The organism is Mycolicibacterium sp. XJ870 (genome assembly GCF_053483975.1).
The window spans coordinates 94,477-109,918 of the sequence record NZ_JBEFTI010000010.1 but is presented as its reverse complement, the minus strand read 5'-3'; the positions used below and the strand labels follow the sequence as shown (position 1 = coordinate 109,918).

General features: G+C 64.0%; 17 protein-coding genes. 8 read left to right on the top strand and 9 right to left on the bottom strand.

Annotation, left to right across the window (positions count from 1 at the left end; genetic code table 11):
* Positions 1-25 precede the first annotated feature (25 nt).
* Positions 26-499: a hypothetical protein gene (locus tag ABQF30_RS26475; protein ID WP_448469430.1), complete on the top strand. Its 474-nt coding sequence runs from the start codon at positions 26-28 to the stop codon at positions 497-499.
* A 5-nt stretch (positions 500-504) separates the two neighbouring features.
* Here the strand turns inward: ABQF30_RS26475 and ABQF30_RS26470 are convergent, their stop codons facing one another.
* Genes ABQF30_RS26470 through ABQF30_RS26455 form a run of 4 tightly spaced genes read right to left on the bottom strand, consistent with a single transcriptional unit; the run spans position 505 to position 4,067 of the window.
* A complete protein-coding gene (locus ABQF30_RS26470; protein WP_448469428.1) occupies positions 505-1,413 on the bottom strand; it encodes an alpha/beta fold hydrolase in 909 nt (302 codons plus the stop codon).
* On the bottom strand, positions 1,410-1,799 hold the full coding sequence (locus ABQF30_RS26465; RefSeq protein WP_448469426.1) for a Rieske (2Fe-2S) protein: 390 nt from the start codon (positions 1,797-1,799) through the stop codon (positions 1,410-1,412). The genes ABQF30_RS26470 and ABQF30_RS26465 overlap by 4 nt, the downstream gene beginning before the upstream one ends.
* The gene (locus tag ABQF30_RS26460) at positions 1,800-2,942 is read right to left on the bottom strand and encodes an amidohydrolase family protein (protein WP_448469424.1); all 1,143 of its coding nucleotides are present in this window, start codon (positions 2,940-2,942) and stop codon (positions 1,800-1,802) included.
* A gap of 21 nt (positions 2,943-2,963) precedes the next feature.
* Entirely contained in the window at positions 2,964-4,067 is a 1,104-nt protein-coding gene (locus tag ABQF30_RS26455) for an amidohydrolase family protein (RefSeq protein ID WP_448469688.1), read from the bottom strand.
* 242 nt (positions 4,068-4,309) lie between these two features.
* On the opposite strand from ABQF30_RS26455, the gene ABQF30_RS26450 reads away from it, so the two are divergent.
* Entirely contained in the window at positions 4,310-5,314 is a 1,005-nt protein-coding gene (locus ABQF30_RS26450) for an acyl-CoA dehydrogenase family protein (RefSeq protein WP_448469422.1), read from the top strand.
* Positions 5,315-6,490, top strand: coding sequence for an acyl-CoA dehydrogenase family protein (locus tag ABQF30_RS26445; protein WP_448469420.1), 1,176 nt, complete (start codon positions 5,315-5,317; stop codon positions 6,488-6,490). It abuts the gene before it with no gap.
* 91 nt (positions 6,491-6,581) lie between these two features.
* Here ABQF30_RS26445 and ABQF30_RS26440 read toward each other — a convergent pair whose 3' ends face one another.
* From ABQF30_RS26440 to ABQF30_RS26420, 5 genes are all read right to left on the bottom strand, one after another.
* Complete coding sequence (locus ABQF30_RS26440; RefSeq protein WP_448469418.1) at positions 6,582-6,920, bottom strand: hemophore-related protein; 339 nt, start codon at positions 6,918-6,920, stop codon at positions 6,582-6,584.
* A gap of 125 nt (positions 6,921-7,045) precedes the next feature.
* Entirely contained in the window at positions 7,046-8,407 is a 1,362-nt protein-coding gene (locus ABQF30_RS26435; protein ID WP_448469416.1) for a cytochrome P450, read from the bottom strand.
* Positions 8,408-8,472: 65 nt separating this feature from the next.
* Positions 8,473-8,664 (bottom strand): ferredoxin, encoded by a 192-nt coding sequence (locus tag ABQF30_RS26430; protein WP_448469414.1) that lies wholly within the window; start codon positions 8,662-8,664, stop codon positions 8,473-8,475.
* Positions 8,665-8,704: 40 nt separating this feature from the next.
* The gene (locus ABQF30_RS26425; RefSeq protein ID WP_448469412.1) at positions 8,705-9,565 is read right to left on the bottom strand and encodes a mycofactocin-coupled SDR family oxidoreductase; all 861 of its coding nucleotides are present in this window, start codon (positions 9,563-9,565) and stop codon (positions 8,705-8,707) included.
* A 26-nt stretch (positions 9,566-9,591) separates the two neighbouring features.
* Entirely contained in the window at positions 9,592-10,293 is a 702-nt protein-coding gene (locus tag ABQF30_RS26420) for an SDR family NAD(P)-dependent oxidoreductase (RefSeq protein ID WP_448469410.1), read from the bottom strand.
* Between the two features lie 266 nt (positions 10,294-10,559).
* On the opposite strand from ABQF30_RS26420, the gene ABQF30_RS26415 reads away from it, so the two are divergent.
* The 5 genes from ABQF30_RS26415 to ABQF30_RS26395 all read left to right on the top strand — a co-directional run bounded on the left by ABQF30_RS26415 (position 10,560) and on the right by ABQF30_RS26395 (position 15,424).
* Positions 10,560-12,032, top strand: coding sequence for an aldehyde dehydrogenase family protein (locus ABQF30_RS26415; RefSeq protein WP_448469408.1), 1,473 nt, complete (start codon positions 10,560-10,562; stop codon positions 12,030-12,032).
* Positions 12,029-13,237: a CaiB/BaiF CoA transferase family protein gene (locus ABQF30_RS26410; protein WP_448469406.1), complete on the top strand. Its 1,209-nt coding sequence runs from the start codon at positions 12,029-12,031 to the stop codon at positions 13,235-13,237. Before ABQF30_RS26415 ends, ABQF30_RS26410 begins: the two co-directional genes overlap by 4 nt.
* A gap of 175 nt (positions 13,238-13,412) precedes the next feature.
* On the top strand, positions 13,413-13,667 hold the full coding sequence (locus tag ABQF30_RS26405) for a hypothetical protein (protein ID WP_448469404.1): 255 nt from the start codon (positions 13,413-13,415) through the stop codon (positions 13,665-13,667).
* Between the two features lie 93 nt (positions 13,668-13,760).
* Positions 13,761-14,558, top strand: coding sequence for an MlaE family ABC transporter permease (locus ABQF30_RS26400; RefSeq protein ID WP_448469402.1), 798 nt, complete (start codon positions 13,761-13,763; stop codon positions 14,556-14,558).
* A gap of 8 nt (positions 14,559-14,566) precedes the next feature.
* Positions 14,567-15,424, top strand: a complete 858-nt coding sequence (locus ABQF30_RS26395; RefSeq protein ID WP_448469400.1) for an MlaE family ABC transporter permease — start codon at positions 14,567-14,569, stop codon at positions 15,422-15,424.
* The last annotated feature ends 18 nt before the right edge of the window (positions 15,425-15,442 follow it).

Sequence of the window (15,442 nt, the reverse complement as noted above, 5' to 3'; positions counted from 1 at the left end):
CCCCTCCCCGGTTAGGCTTACCGGCATGAGAACTGCGGTGGTGCGCATCGGAGTAGACCCGGCGGGTGAGCTCGGGCCGGCACAGCTAGCCGACGGCATGGCAACGCTCCGCGAACTGGTTTTCGATCGCGATGCCCAGGTGCTGGACAACCAACTGGCCGGCCTGCCCGCGCACCGGCGCGAGGTGGAGGTCCTCATCGCCGGGGACGACGCTGCGGAGCTGCAGAAGCTCGTGATCGAATTGTGCGCCAAGGCGTTCGGTACCACACCCACGGCGGGCGTGGTCACCTTCGTCAGCCGCGGCACCGATGAGGATGCCCGCGGTGTGCTGGCCGGTTTCGGACTCTCCGGCGACATCAGCCGGACCGCCGGTGCGGACGGCTGGGATGTGGTCTCGGTGACCCTGCGCAAGGCCGACCTGGAACGCATCCCGGAAAGCCGCATCCACACCGCGCTGGAGGCTTCGCTCAACTGCGAGGTGCATATCCGGACGATCTGACCTCATCACGAGTCCAGAAAGTCCAGGATCGCGGGTGCGGCCTGCACCCAGGTGTCGAACATGTTGAACCGCTTCACCTTCCCCGATGCCCGGGCCTCACCGGCACGCTCCCAGGCGTCCTCCGGCCACGGCGGATCGATCAATTTCGAACCCTTGACCAGGCAGCTGACCTCCAGTGAGGTGCGCTTCGGGTGGTCCAGATCGTTCTCGCCACCACGGATGATCAGCGTCGGGACCTTGATGTTGTCGAACATCTCGTCCTCGACACCGGGGATGGTCTGACCCGGTTTCGGCACGAACGCGTTCAGCCAGCGCAACATCAGCTTGAGGAACTCGTCAGAGTCCTGCGCCAGGATCCGGTCGGTATTCGCAGGATTATCGACGGCGAGCGTCTTCCACTCGTCAATGTGGGCAACGGCTTTCATGCCGGCCCCGCGGACCGCGAGAATGCTCGGCACGATGTAGTACGAGCCCAGGACGAACGATCCGTACACGCCACCCACGATGTTCCACACCACGAGCTTGGTGACGATCTCCGGGTACAGCATCGTCGTGAGCATCGAATCCCTGGCACCGCCCGAACCGCCGGCGAGTATGCACGGTCCGATACCGAGCTTCGAGATCAGGGTGTAGAGCGTCTCGGCGCGCATGTGGGATTCGCTCTGGCCGTAGAACTGTACGTCGGAGCGTCCGCAGTTGGGCCTGTCCCACAGCAACACCCGGTAGCCGCCCTTGACGAGCGCCTGTGCCAGCGGCCGCAAGCCGGGAATGTCCTTGCTGAACCGGCCGCCCGGTGTCAGGGCGATGAAATCGCCTTCTTTGCCCAAGATTTCGTAGACGACGTTGCCGCCGTTGATCTCGATGGACTTCTCACCACGTTTGAGGGCCGGGGTGCCCAGGATGTGATCAGTCACGCCATCACCAACACTTCGTCTCCGACGACCCGCACCGGGTAGGTGCGGATGCTCCACTCCGGCTTGACCGCTGTCGTCCCGGTGGCCAATTCGAACCCCCACTGGTGCCAGGGGCAGTAGATGAACTCCATGTCGCGCACCATCACCGCGTCGCCGGGCGCCGATTCGTCGACGACCGTGCGCCCGCGCGGACGGCCGGAGCACAGCGGGCCGCCCTCATGCGGACAGTAATTCGCGATGGCATAGAAGTTTCCGTTCACGTTGTACACGCCTACACCGTGGCGGCCGATCGGTACCAGTTTGTGTGTGCCCGGCGGGATTTCGTCCACTGTGGCGACGACGTGCTCACGCCCCTGCGCGAGCCGGGGCGGCTCTTTCTGTTCCACTCAGAACACCCGCACCTGGCCCTCGAGGACCGGAACGGTCTCGGGCAGCTTGTACGTCTCGATGCCGTTGCGGAACATGATCGCCTCACGCGCATGCTCGGGCAGGTGTTTGACCAGCCAGCGCGGGTCGTCGAACGTCCAGTGCGGATAGTCCGACGAGAACAGCAGGATCTTTTCGCATTCCATCCACTCGAAAGCCCGGGACAGTTCGGTCTTGTCCTCCGGATAGTCCAGCGGTTGCGTCGAGAACTTGATGTGGTCCTTGACGTACTCGCTGGGCTTGCGCTTGATGTCCATCCAGGATTTGCGCTTTTCGTAGATCGCGTCCATGCGCCACATCAGCGGCAGGATCCAGGTGAACGCGTGCTCGATGAACACGATGCGCAGGGTGGGGAACCGGTCGAACACGCCGTCGAAGATCAGGCTCATCACCTGGTTGGCCGCCAGCAGCGAGTAGGTGACCATGAAGTCGTGGTTGTAGCTCGGCAGCCCGACCGGCGGGGTTGGAAGCGTCTCGAACTCACCGCGGGACAGGTGGCAGCTCACGGTGATGTCGTGCTTGGTGGCCGCCGCCCACACCGGGTTGTACTTCGGATCGCCCCACGACGGCCGCGGCTCGGCCTTGATCAGGACCTGGGACATGTAGGGGTGCTCTGCCCACTTCTCGATCTCGGCGACCGCCGTTTGCGGTTCCTCGATAGCCACGCAGATCGACCCGCGCCAGCGTTCATGCCAGTTGTTGTGGGGGTCCAGCCAGTTCTCGGCGAGCCATAAGTTGATGGCAGTGCAGTAGGCCGCGGTGGCTTCGCCCAGCCGGCTCTCGGTGTGCGTCGGTTCCAGGATCGCGATGTCCGAGCCGGCCTCCATGATGAGCTGACGCAGCGCCATGTCCGGGTCGCTGCAGGCGAACTCGCCGTCAGGCGGGAATGCATCGAGTCGCATCGCGTAGGCATGCGCGTAATCCGGTGCGTCGTAATAGATCTGGTCACCAACCGGATGACTCATGAAGTACTTGCTGCGCCACGGTTCCGGGATGTACTCCAGGAGGTGGCCGCGCTTGGGCATGGGGTGTACATCGGAGTCGACGCACCGAACCGCAATGCGTTCGGCTGCCGGCACCCGCGGGTTCGCCGTTACTGTCATCACTACCTCCCTGGGCTGGCTTTACTGTGCCGCAACGGCGGACGGAATGGCTGGACTTTCAATCCCATAGAGGCCCACGGCGTTTCGCCACAGCAGCTTGTCGCGTTGCTCAGCGGTGAACGCACTCGGCACCGCAGGATCGTTGAGCTGCCAATGCGGATAGCTGGAACCGAACATCACCATGTCTTCCTTGCCGGTGAAGCCGAACCATTCTCCGGCGAACTCGGTGTCGCCTGGACCGTCGAGGGCACCCTGGATGAAGTAGACGTGTCCGGGTAGGTAGTCGCTGGGCATCTTTGGCGCCCACGGCGTTTGCTCGAGGTGGGGCCGGCCGAAACAATCCATCCGCCACATGAAGGGCGTCAACAGGTCGGCGGCACCGTCGGCCCAGACGAACTTGAGTTCCGGCGTCCGCTCGAACACGCCCTCGGCGATCATGTTCATCAGGTGGTACAGGTAGTTCAGCGCCATGAAGCCGAGGTACTGCTCGTAAGTTCGCGCCTTGCCGGACGGCGTCGGCGCGAATTGGATGCCTGCTCCGCCTTCGATGTGCACGGCCACCGGCAGACCTGCCGCTGCCGCGGCTTCCCACAGGGGCCAGAACTGCGGCTTGCCGTAGAGCTCGCGCGATTGCATCGGAATGCCGATCTGCACAACGCGTGGATGGTCTTTGTATTTGTCGATCTCGCGCAGTGCGCCGGCGATGTCGTCGGGGTTGACCCGGATGGTCCCGCGGAAGCGCTCGCCATGCGCGTCGTGCTCAAGCCAGCGGGTCACCATCATCTCGTTGTGGGCACTGGCCAGCGCGGTACCCAGGTGGCGGTCCGGCATGATGCCGCGCGTCATCGGGTGCAGGATCGCGATGTCGACGCCGCGGTCGGTGAACAGATGCTGCGCTGCGATGTCGGGATCCGAACCGGGGTACTGGCGCTGCGGGCCTTTGGTGTTCTTGGCGTACTCCCCGCCGGGAGCGCCGTACCAGTTCATCTCATAGTCGGGGAACCCACGGCTGGCGAACGGCTCACGCAGAAAGTTCTGGCGTAGGTCTTTGTTCGACCCGAAGAAGATGTGCACGCTGGCGTCTATGACGGGCGTTTGGGTTCCGTCGCTGTGATGAATCACCAGGGCTGCCTCCAATGACGGTGTGCCGACGACACCGGACCTATCGTCAGTCTAGATCGATATTCTTCGATAGCAAGAACATAGTTCTCAAATCTACGAGGTGCTTAGCTGCAGGTGAGTGGCTCTGCTGGTCGGTTGCACAGCGTGGGTGGCACGAGAATCGGTCCTTGTGTGGTGAGAACGTCGAATCATCAAACGAGAATGCTATTCTCATCGAGACGTTACAGCGCAGCAGGAGGCGGCGGGTGCTACTCGAATTCGATGCCGATCAGCGGCTATGGCAAGAGACCGTGCGGGACGCGGTCACCAAACAGTGCCCGGCCACGCTGGTTCGCGAAGTTGCCGAACAGGGTGTCGACCCGGCGCCGCTGTGGAAGAGCTATATCGACCAGGGCTGGACAGAGCTCACCGATCCGGACAATGCGGTCGAGCTGGCCATCGTGCTGGAAGAGCTTGGCCGGGCGACGGACCTGACCCCGTACCTCGCGACCATGTCGCAGTTCGCGCCGCTCGCCGGCGACAGGTTCGACCCGGCGCGCGCCGGGGCCGCCGTGTATAGCGGGGTGACCGCGCACCGCGACGCCACCGGCTGGGTGCTGACCGGCACCGCACATCATGTGCTCGACGGCGATCGGGCCGAGACCCTCGCGGTGGTCACCGATGCGGGCGTTTTCCTCGTCGATGCGGATGCCGCGGTCATCCGCCGCAGCCCCGTCTTCGACCCGGTGCTGCACGTCGCGGAGGTGTCCTTCGACAGCGTGGCCGTTCCCGACACCGATCGGGTCCACTCCGATACCGAGAAGTCGCACCATTTGGCACTGATGGGAATTGCCGTCACGACTGTCGGCGCCTGCCAGCGCGTACTCGACCTGGCCCTGGAGCACGTCAAGCAGCGCCAGCAGTTTTCAGTGGTGATCGGGTCGCTCCAGGCTGTGCAGCACAAGGCGGTCGACGTGCACGTCGCGATCGAACGTGCCCGCGCGTTGTCGTACTTCGCGGCGTTGACGATCGCCGCCGACGATCCGCGACGGCGGCTCGCATCGAGGATGGCCAAAGCTGCGGCGGGGGAGTGTCAGTCGCTGGTGTTCCGCCATGGCCTGCAGTTGTTCGGGGCGATGGGCTTCACCTGGGAGAACGACGTGCAGTTCGCGCTGAAGCGGGCCAAGGCCGGTGAGCTGCTGCTCGGCGGCGCCGCCGAGCATCGCGCCGTGATCGCCGCTGAATACCGCACGACATACAGGGGTCTGTAGATGCAACTCACGTTTGATTCCGACGTCGAAGAGTTCCGCGCCGAGTTCGCCGCGTTCCTCGACGCCAATTTGCCCTCCGAGGCAGACACTCTGGAGCGCCCGCGCTCGGTGTCGCACATGCCTCAGTGGGCGCGGGACTGGCAGCGGCTGCTGTTCGACAACGGCTGGCTGCTGCCGGCCCAGCCCCCGGAGTTCGGTGGCCGCAATGCCACCGTGGTCCAGCAGTTCGTCCACCTCGACGAGCTCTGTCGCAGGCGGATCTACCACAGCTTCAACCCGCAGGGCGTCAATATCATTGCGGCATCACTGCTTTCGTTCGGCTCCGACGAACAGAAGCACCGCTGGGCGGTACCGGTGCTCCGCGGTGAGCGGACGGCATCACTAGGCATGAGCGAGCCGAGCGCCGGCTCCGACCTCGCCTCGCTGCGAACCCGCGCGGTCCTCGAGGGAGACCATTTCGTGGTCAATGGACAGAAGGTCTGGACCTCGGGCGCCCACGACGCCGACTTCCTGCTGACCTTCGTTCGCACCGACCCGGATGCGCCGAAGCACAAGGGAATCAGCGTGCTGATCATCCCGACCGATACGCCCGGTGTGGTGTGCCGGCCGTTCGCCGACATGACCGGTCAGGAGAACCTCGACTTCAACGAGGTCTTCTTCACCGACGCCAAGGTGCCTGTCGAGAATCTCGTTGGTCCACTGAACGGTGGCTGGGGTGTGGCCAACGGTTCACTCGGCCACGAGCGCACCATGATGTGGCTCGGTTTCGCCGACCGCATCGACAACATGCTCGCCGACTTCCAGCCACGAACCGACCTCGAACGCGACCAGTACGCCACGACGATCATGGACTATCAGGCGTTGCGCGCAATGGGTTCGGCGGCGCTGGCGAAGGCGTCACGCGGCGAGATGGACACTGCGTCGGTCTCGGTGCTCAAGCTCTTCGGCTCAGAGGCCGAGCGCAACGCATTCGAGAACGCCTTGACTGCTGCCGGGCCGGACGGGCTGATTCATCCGTCGACCACCGGCCCCTATGAGCACATGAACCTCGACCACTACTTCGCGAGTTGGTTCGAGCGCTACGCCCGCAGCTTCGGCGGCACAATCGCCGGAGGCACCTCGGAGATCCAGCGAAACATCATCGCCACTCAGGTACTGGGTTTGCCGCGGCGCTGAGTTCCCTCGCCGAACAGACGCGAAAGCCCCCGAAACCAATGGTTTTCGGGGGCTTTCGCGTCTGCTCGCGCAAAATACGCGCGGGGAATGCTCAGTAGTTGTTGCAGCTACCGGCGATCGACTGGATCTGACCGAAATACTGCGAAGCCATCGGGCTGCCCTGCAGCTGCGTGACCGTCCGCTGCCGTTCGGCAGGCCCGGAGGCCAGGAAGCTACGCAGCGCACTCTGCGCGAACGGCGATGCGTTGAACTCTTGAGCCAGTGCCGGCTGTTGGGCATTGAGCGCAGCCATGACCTGTTCATAGCTACAGGTCGTGTTGATGACCGGCCCGTAGTCGGGTTGCGCTGCCGCGACACCGACCGTGAGCGGCACGGACAGTGCGAACCCACCAATTGCCAACGCCAGTTTCGTGCGTGAAAGCTTCACCATGTGTCGCCACCCCATCTTGTCCGCCCGTAGGCGGTGAATTTTGCTCAGACGTCTACGAGACCCGACCAAGCTCCAAGGTTACAGGCTTCAAGCGGGGTTAGCGGTTCTCCGGTTTGCCGCGATGGTTAATCGATGACGGCGGCTTCCTTGCGCTCGGTGATCGGCCGGGCCAGTTCCTGCTCGTTGCAGATGCGCTGCAGCTTGTCCAGGGTCTCGTCGAGACCGGGTCCGAGCGGCTTGCTGGGTGTGAAGGTGGCCGGCAGGTTCCGCATGCCCTGGATGACGCCGATGGTGTCGTAGTGCACTGTGCCCTCGGGGTCGCATACGTAGTCCGGCATCCGGTCCAGCACCGCGGTGAGCATGGACTTGAACACCGTGCGGGCCACGTTGGAGCCCACACAGCGGTGCACGCCGATGCCGAAGCTGAAGTGCCGGTTGCCCTTGCGGTCCAGGATGACCTCGTTGGGCTTCTCGAACACCGAAGGGTCGCGGTTGGCCATGGCCCAGGACAGCCACAGCCGTTCGTATTGCTTGAACCGGTGGCCCTCGACCTCGACGTCGTCGGCGAACGTGCGGCCGTCACCCGGGGCCGGGGTGAAGAAGCGAAGGAACTCCTCGGTGGCCGGGTGCAGCAGGGCTTCCCGCTCGCGGCTGAGCCGCTCACGCTCGTCGGGATGCTCGCCGAGCCACTCCAGTGCGTGCGCGGTCAGTGCCGTCGTGGTGTCGAAGCCGCCACCGATGATGAGCCCGAGATTGCCGAGGATCTCCATGTCAGGTGCCGGCTCACCGTCGATGCGCAACTGCATCAACGCGTTGACCAGCCCCGGTCGCGGAGTGTCTCGGATCTCGTTCATGTTGGTGATGATGTCGATGCCCATTTCGCGGTGCTGGGCATTGATCTTCTCGCGGTCGGGGGAGTGCTCTGGCGTGTACACCGAGGCGTGCGTGGGCTCGCTGTAGACGTTCCACTTCTTGAGTTCGATGCCCATCATCGCCAGCGTGAACACTGCAGGCACCACATTGGCCAGATGCTCGACGAAGTCGATGCGGCCCGAGGAGATGTGCTCGTCGAGTGCGGCGCGGGTGATCTCGTCGACGAACGGCTCCCACCGCTTGATGGCGGCCGGCGACAGGTACGGGTTCAGCGCACCGCGGTAGGCGCTGTGTTCGGGTTCGTCCATCTCGAGGATGCCGCCACGAACGACGGTGGCACGGCTCGCCTTCGGGATGGTGATGCCTTGGAAGGGCGTCTCACCGCTGATGTCGTGATGGTTGGACACCACGGGGCAGCGGGCCAGTTCGAACACGTGCTTGCTGTCCGCGGCGACCCAGTGCCCGTTGTAGGTGTCGGTCCACGCCATCGGGCACCGGGACTGCATCTCCTCGGTGATCTTCTCGAACTGCAGCCGGTATTCCGGTGTGTGCCGGTCGAAGTGAAAGCTCTTCTTCTTACGGTCGTCGTCGGTCGTGACATCCTCGATGCTCACGGCGTTGTCTCCCTTGATAATTCGTGGATCAGACGGCGATGGGGTGGTCGTAGTGCTACACCGTGTTATTCAATGACGATGGCCTGCTCCGGGCAGGAGTGCGCGGCCTCCTTGACCGCGTCCTCCTGCTCCGGGGGCACGATCTCGGAAACAGGTGACGCGTGACCGTCGACGTCGTCGAGTTCGAACGAATCAGGGGCGATCATCGAGCACAGGGTGTGACCCTGGCAGCGCTGTCCGTCAACTGACACCTTCACTATCGTCAACTCCTTCCGAACCGAATTCCGTTGCGGGACATCACACGTGGTAGTCGTACCACTTGAGATAGCCGCCCGCGTCGACACGCAGCTGCATACCGGTGACAAACCGTGACTCGTCGGAGGCGAGCCACAGCACGGCGTTGCTGATGTCCTCGGGCTCGATGAAATTCACCTTCATGGCCTGCTGCACGCCGAACACCGGCTCCGCGTCGGCGCGGGTGGGGTTCTCCAGATCCGGGCGGAACGAGCGGTACATCGGCTCGCTCTGCAGCATGTTGGTGTTGCAGTTGGTGGGGTGGATGACATTGGCCCTGATGCCGCGCACCGCCAGTTCGGTTGCCAGCGCATGGACGTATTCGGAGATCAGCCGCTTGGAGACCATGTAACCCATGCCGCCCGGATCGCCGCCCGGGTTGGGCTTGTTGTGCGCGTCCATGAGGGCCGCGGCCGATGCGGTCGCGATGATCGAAGCGCCCTCGGTGAGGTGGGGCAGCGCGACCTGGATGGCGTTGATGGTGCCCACGAAGTTGGTGTTGATGCCGTCGGTCCAGGCTTGCATCGCGGGCTCACCCTTCATGGCGGCGATGCCGGCCTGGGCTACCACGATGTCAACCTTGCCGAACTCCGCGAGGCCCGACTCCAGCGCGCTCCGAAGCTCAGCCTCGTTGCGGACATCGGCCTGGGCGGTGACGATGCGCCGACCGGTCTTCTCGACGTAGTTCTTCGTCTCTTCGAGATCTTCTGCCGTCGCCATCGCATAGCCGACGGTGTCGTAGTTCTTGCAGATGTCGACGGCGATGATGTCAGCGCCTTCTTCAGCGAGTCGTACTGCGTGGCTGCGGCCCTGACCGCGGGCCGCGCCGGTGATGAATGCGACCTTGCCCTCTACACGTCCCATATAAGTGTCCTCCCAGCTGTTCTTTTTTAGGTGTTTCGTCCGCCGTTGACGCCGAGGATCTGACCGGTGATGTAGCCGGCCTCCTCGGACGCCAGGAATGCACATGCGGCGGCGATGTCTTCGGGGCGACCGATGCGCCGGACCGGGGTCTGAGCGATCTGCTTCTCGGTATCGCCGAGAAACCCGCGGTCGGCGGCCTTGCGCAACATCGGGGTGTCGATGAAGCCCGGGGGCACGGCGTTGACGGTGATGCCGTTCGGGCCGTACTCCAGCGCAAGGCTCTTCGTCAGCCCGTTGACTGCCGACTTGGCCGCGACATAGGGCGACATGAAGGGCTGCCCCGAATGGGTGCTGGACGAGGAGATGTTGACGATCCGGCCCCAGCCCGCCTCGATCATGTCGGGCAACACAGCCTGGACGCAATGGAAGACGCCGTTGAGGTTGACGTCGATGACTCGCTGCCACTTGTCGAACGAGACGTCGGTGAAGCGCTTGAAGCAGTCGAGTCCGGCGGCATTGACCAGTACCGAGATCGGGCCGAGCTGGGCGCGCACCGCGTTCAGTGCGGTATCGACGGCGGCGCGGTCGGTTACGTCGGCAACATGGGCGAACTCGTCGTCCGATGGCGACAGGTCCAGCGTTGCGACATTGAGCCCGTCGGCCCGCAAGCGGGCCGCGATGGCCGCACCGATGCCCGACCCGCCTCCGGTGACCACCGCGTTCTTCACGACATACCTCCGGGTACCGGCAGGGTCCCGGGTTCCTCAAGCTTCAAGAATCATCCTTCCGATTATGAGAACCGTACTCTCGGAGTCTTGGATATCGCAAGATCTGAGCCCATCCTGCATACCGCCTGAACGCCAAGATCGTTGCCTCCGCATAGGCCATGACTAGCTAATCTATCTTTCACTTGAGTTCTCAAGCCGCGAATGTATGATTCGCCGGTGATGAGAATGAAGTTTCCATCACACTGTGGAAATCGCCGAGGAGGATGATGCAGGAAACGCCGACCATCGCGGAAGAGCAGCGGGCTGACCGGAAGTTGTTGATCGGCGGAGAGCTGCGCGAGACCCCGCGGACGTTTCCATCCGTCAACCCCGCCACCGGTGAGGTCCTGGGCTACGCGCCCGACGCCACCGTGGCCGATGCCCAAGCAGCTGTCGCTGCGGCACGCGATGCCTTCGACAACACGGACTGGTCCACCAACACCGAACTGCGCGTGCGCTGCCTCGAACAGTTCCACCAGGCGCTCATCGAACACCGTGACGACCTGGCCGCATTGACCACCGCCGAAGTGGGTGCCACCGCAGCCCTGTGCGCGGGCGCCCAACTGGATCAACCAATCGACATCGTGCGGTATTACGCCGAACTGCTCAAGACCTACCCGCTGACCGAGGACCTCGGAAACATCGAGAGCCGCGGCATGCAGCATCACCGGTGGGTCGAGAAGGAAGCGGGCGGCGTTGTCGCCGCGATCATCGCGTACAACTACCCGAACCAACTCGCGCTCGCCAAGCTGGCGCCTGCGCTGGCCGCAGGGTGCACCGTGGTGCTCAAGAGCGCGCCGGACACCCCGCTCATCACGCTCGCACTGGGTGAGTTGATCGCCAACCACACCGACATCCCGGCCGGCGTCGTCAACGTCCTCTCCGGCGCGGATCCGGAGGTCGGCGCTGTGCTGACCACGAGCCCCGATGTCGACATGGTGACCTTCACAGGTTCGACCCCGACCGGCCGACGCATCATGGCCGCAGCCAGCGAGACCCTGAAGAAGGTCTTCCTCGAGCTCGGCGGCAAGTCCGCCGCAATCGTGCTCGACGACGCCGAATTCAACACCGCCGCAATGTTTTCGGCATTCAGCATGGTCACGCATGCCGGCCAGGGTTGCGCGCTGACCTCGCGACTGCTGGTGCCCGCGAAGCACAAGGACGAGATCGTCGAGCTGGTCAAGAACAACTTCGGACTCGTGCGCTACGGGGATCCGACCGACCCCAAGACCTACATGGGACCGCTCATCAGTGAGAAGCAGCGGGACAAGGTCGACGGAATGGTCAAGCGGGCCGTCGAGGCCGGGGCAACTCTGGTGACGGGCGGCGAGAGGGTCGGGCCCGGTTACTTCTACACGCCCACCCTGCTGGCCGACGTCGATGCCGACAGCGAGATCGCACAGGAAGAGGTCTTCGGACCGGTCCTGGCGGTCATCGCCTACGAGGACGACGACGACGCGGTGCGCATCGCCAACAACTCGATCTACGGCCTGTCCGGTGCGGTGTTCGGCAGCGAGGACCGCGCACTGGCGGTCGCTCGCCGGATCCGGACCGGAACCTTCTCGATCAACGGGGGCAACTACTTCAGCCCCGACAGTCCGTTCGGCGGCTACAAACAATCGGGCATCGGTCGCGAGATGGGTACTGCCGGACTCGAAGAGTTCCTCGAGTCCAAGACGTTTGCGCGGGTGGTGTCGTGAGCAGGCCGCTGGAAGGTATCCGCGTACTCGAGGTCGCGATGTACGGTTTCGTGCCGTCGGCGGGGGCCGTGCTGGGGGAGTGGGGCGCCGACGTCATCAAAGTCGAGCACGCTGTCACCGGCGATCCGCAGCGCGGGTTGCGCCAGACCGGGCCGCTTCGCGTCGAGGGTGACCCCAATCCGAACATCGAGCACGCCAACCGCGGCAAGCGCAGCATCGGGCTGGACATGTCGGTGCCCGAGGGGCGCGAAGTCCTGCTGGACCTTGCCCGTCGGGCCGACGTCTTCCTGACCAGCTTCCTGCCCGGGCATCGGGAGAAGTTCGGCATCGACGTCGACGACATCCGTGCGGTCAACCCGAACATCGTCTACGCGCGCGGCAGCGCGCTCGGGCCGCGCGGTGAGGAATCGGTCAAGGGCGGCTACGACATGACCGCCTTCTGGTGCCGGGCCGGGACCGCGGCGACCATCACCCCGCCCGGGATCGACGGGATGATCGGCCCGCCCGGGCCGGCCTACGGCGACACCATCTCGGGCACCAACCTGGCGGGCGGCATCGCGGCCGCACTGCTCAAGCGCGAACGCACCGGCGAGCCATCCGTCGTCGACGTGTCTCTGCTCGGCAGTGGCCTGTGGTCGATGGGTCACACCATCGCGCTCACTTCGCACCTGAACCAGTTGATGGTGCAACCGGCGCCGGGTGTGCACGGCTCACCGATCAATCCGCTCGTCGGCCTCTACGCGACCGCCGACGACCGCTACATCTCGTTCGTGATGATGCAGCCGACCAAGTTCTGGGCTGACGTGTGCCGGCACATGGATCTCGAGTCGTACGTCGACGATCCGCGGTTCGCGACGGCCGAGTCCTTCGCGGAGAACACTCCGGCGGCGGTCGAGATCCTGACCGAGGCGATGAAGAAGCGGACTTTGCCAGAATGGAGCGAGCGATTCGCAACTCTGGCCGGACCGTGGGCGCCGGTGCAGGACACCCTGCAGGCTGCGCAGGACACCCAGATCCGGGCGAACGAATACCTGGTGCAGGCCGGCGAGCTGGAACTGGTGGCCAATCCGGTGCAGTTCGATGTCAGCGCACCGTCGACGGGTCCGGCGCCGGGGTTCGCCGAACAGACCGACGACATCCTCCAAGAGCTAGGCCTGGACTGGGATCGCATCATCGAGCTCAAAACCGCCGGCGCCGTCACCTAAGTCGAAAGTCGTCATGCCGTACATCGCGTCCATCGGGACCTATCTGCCGTGCTGGGGAACCCAGCACGGGCGGGCCGGCGACGACGCACAAGCAGGCCGGGCCACCTTGAGCACGTACAGCTCGCGTCAATTACCAACTACCGGAGCAAGTTCTGTCTTATTTGCCCTCGCGTCAGTGGCCGAGTCCGATACGATCGGCCCCTTGGTTGCGGTCGAGCGAGCAAGTCTGTCAGGTGTCATCTCGGACGGTGACGCAGCGGTGATCCAATGTGAGCGGGAGGTGCACCAGATGTCTGGTGGCACGGCGACCCTCGAAGTTCGTTGTGAGGCAAGGAAATACACTGGCTCGCCAGTCATCGTCGATCTGGCCCGTGCCGCTGTCCACGGCCGGATAGCGTTGCAGCGCTATGTGTTCGAGGCAGCGGCGTGAAGCGGTCAGCTGAAGACCTCGCCTGTGCGCGGCGGTTCACAGTTCAGCCCATCGGTGCGGTGTCGGCAGGAACCAGCCAGGACCGGAGTACTAATGGCAGATAGATGGTCGACGGGCGTACCTCTGGTACGCAATCTGTCGGGGCCGATGCAGGCTGTCGGAGCGTTGTTCGCGATGTCGCTCGACGCAGTCCGGTTCGCATTCAAGCGACCTTTTCAGGGGCGGGAGTTCCTGGAACAGTGTTGGTTCGTGGCGCGGGTGTCGATGGCGCCGACATTGCTGGTGGCGATCCCGTTCACGGTGTTGGTGAGCTTTACGCTCAACATTCTGTTGCGGGAGTTGGGTGCTGCCGATCTGTCGGGTGCGGGTGCGGCGTTCGGCGCAGTGACCCAGTTGGGCCCGATGGTGACGGTGCTGATCGTGGCCGGTGCCGGGGCGACGGCCATGTGTGCCGATCTCGGCTCGCGGACCATCCGCGAGGAGATCGACGCGATGGAGGTACTGGGCATCAACCCGGTGCAGCGCCTGGTCACCCCGCGGATTCTCGCGTCGGGTCTGGTGGCGTTATTGCTCAACAGCCTGGTGGTGATCATCGGCATCTTGGGCGGCTACATCTTCTCCGTATTCATCCAGGATGTGAATCCCGGCGCGTTCGCGGCGGGGATCACGCTGTTGACCGGGGTGCCTGAGGTTGCCATCTCGTGCGTCAAGGCTGCCCTGTTCGGGTTGATCGCCGGGATGGTGGCCTGTTATCGCGGATTGACGATCACCGGCGGGGGCGCCAAGGCCGTGGGCAATGCGGTCAACGAGACAGTGGTGTACGCGTTCATGGCGTTGTTCGTGATCAATGTCGTGGTCACCGCCATCGGCATCCGGTTGACGACGGGTTAGGCGGCGCTATGGGAACCATGACGAGCCTGCGGAGCACCTATCCGCGGCTGACGAAGCAGTTCAACAAGCCGGTGTCGACGATGAGCCGCATCGGCGATCACACGCTGTTCTATATCAAGGCGCTCGCGGGAACCCCACATGCCGCGCTGCACTATCGCAAGGAACTCGTCCGGCTGATCGCCGAGATCTCCATGGGTGCAGGCACACTGGCGATGATCGGCGGCACGGTGGTGATCGTCGGGTTCCTGACCCTTGCCACCGGTGGTGTGCTGGCCATTCAGGGCTATTCCTCCTTGGGCAATATCGGGATCGAGGCTCTGACGGGGTTCCTCGCGGCGTTCATCAACGTGCGTATCGCCGCGCCGGTTGTGGCCGGCATCGGTCTGGCGGCGACCTTCGGGGCCGGCGTGACCGCGCAGCTCGGGGCGATGCGGATCAACGAAGAGATCGACGCGCTGGAGGCGATGGCGATCCGGCCGGTCGAGTATCTGGTGAGCACGCGGATCGTGGCGGGCATGATCGCGATTACGCCCTTGTACGCGATCGCGGTGATCCTCTCGTTCCTGGCGTCACAGTTCACCACGGTGGTGCTGCTCGGGCAGTCCGGCGGCCTCTACGACCACTACTTCAACACGTTTCTCAACCCGATCGACCTGTTGTGGTCATTTCTGCAAGCGGTTCTGATGGCGATCACAATCCTGTTGATCCACACCTATTTCGGATATTTCGCCAGCGGCGGGCCATCCGGTGTGGGTGTCGCCGTGGGCAACGCGGTGCGTACCTCATTGATCGTGGTGGTTTCGGTGACGCTGCTGGTGTCACTGTCCGTTTACGGTTCCAACGGCAACTTCAACCTGAGCGGCTAGCTGATGCGGGGACGTAAC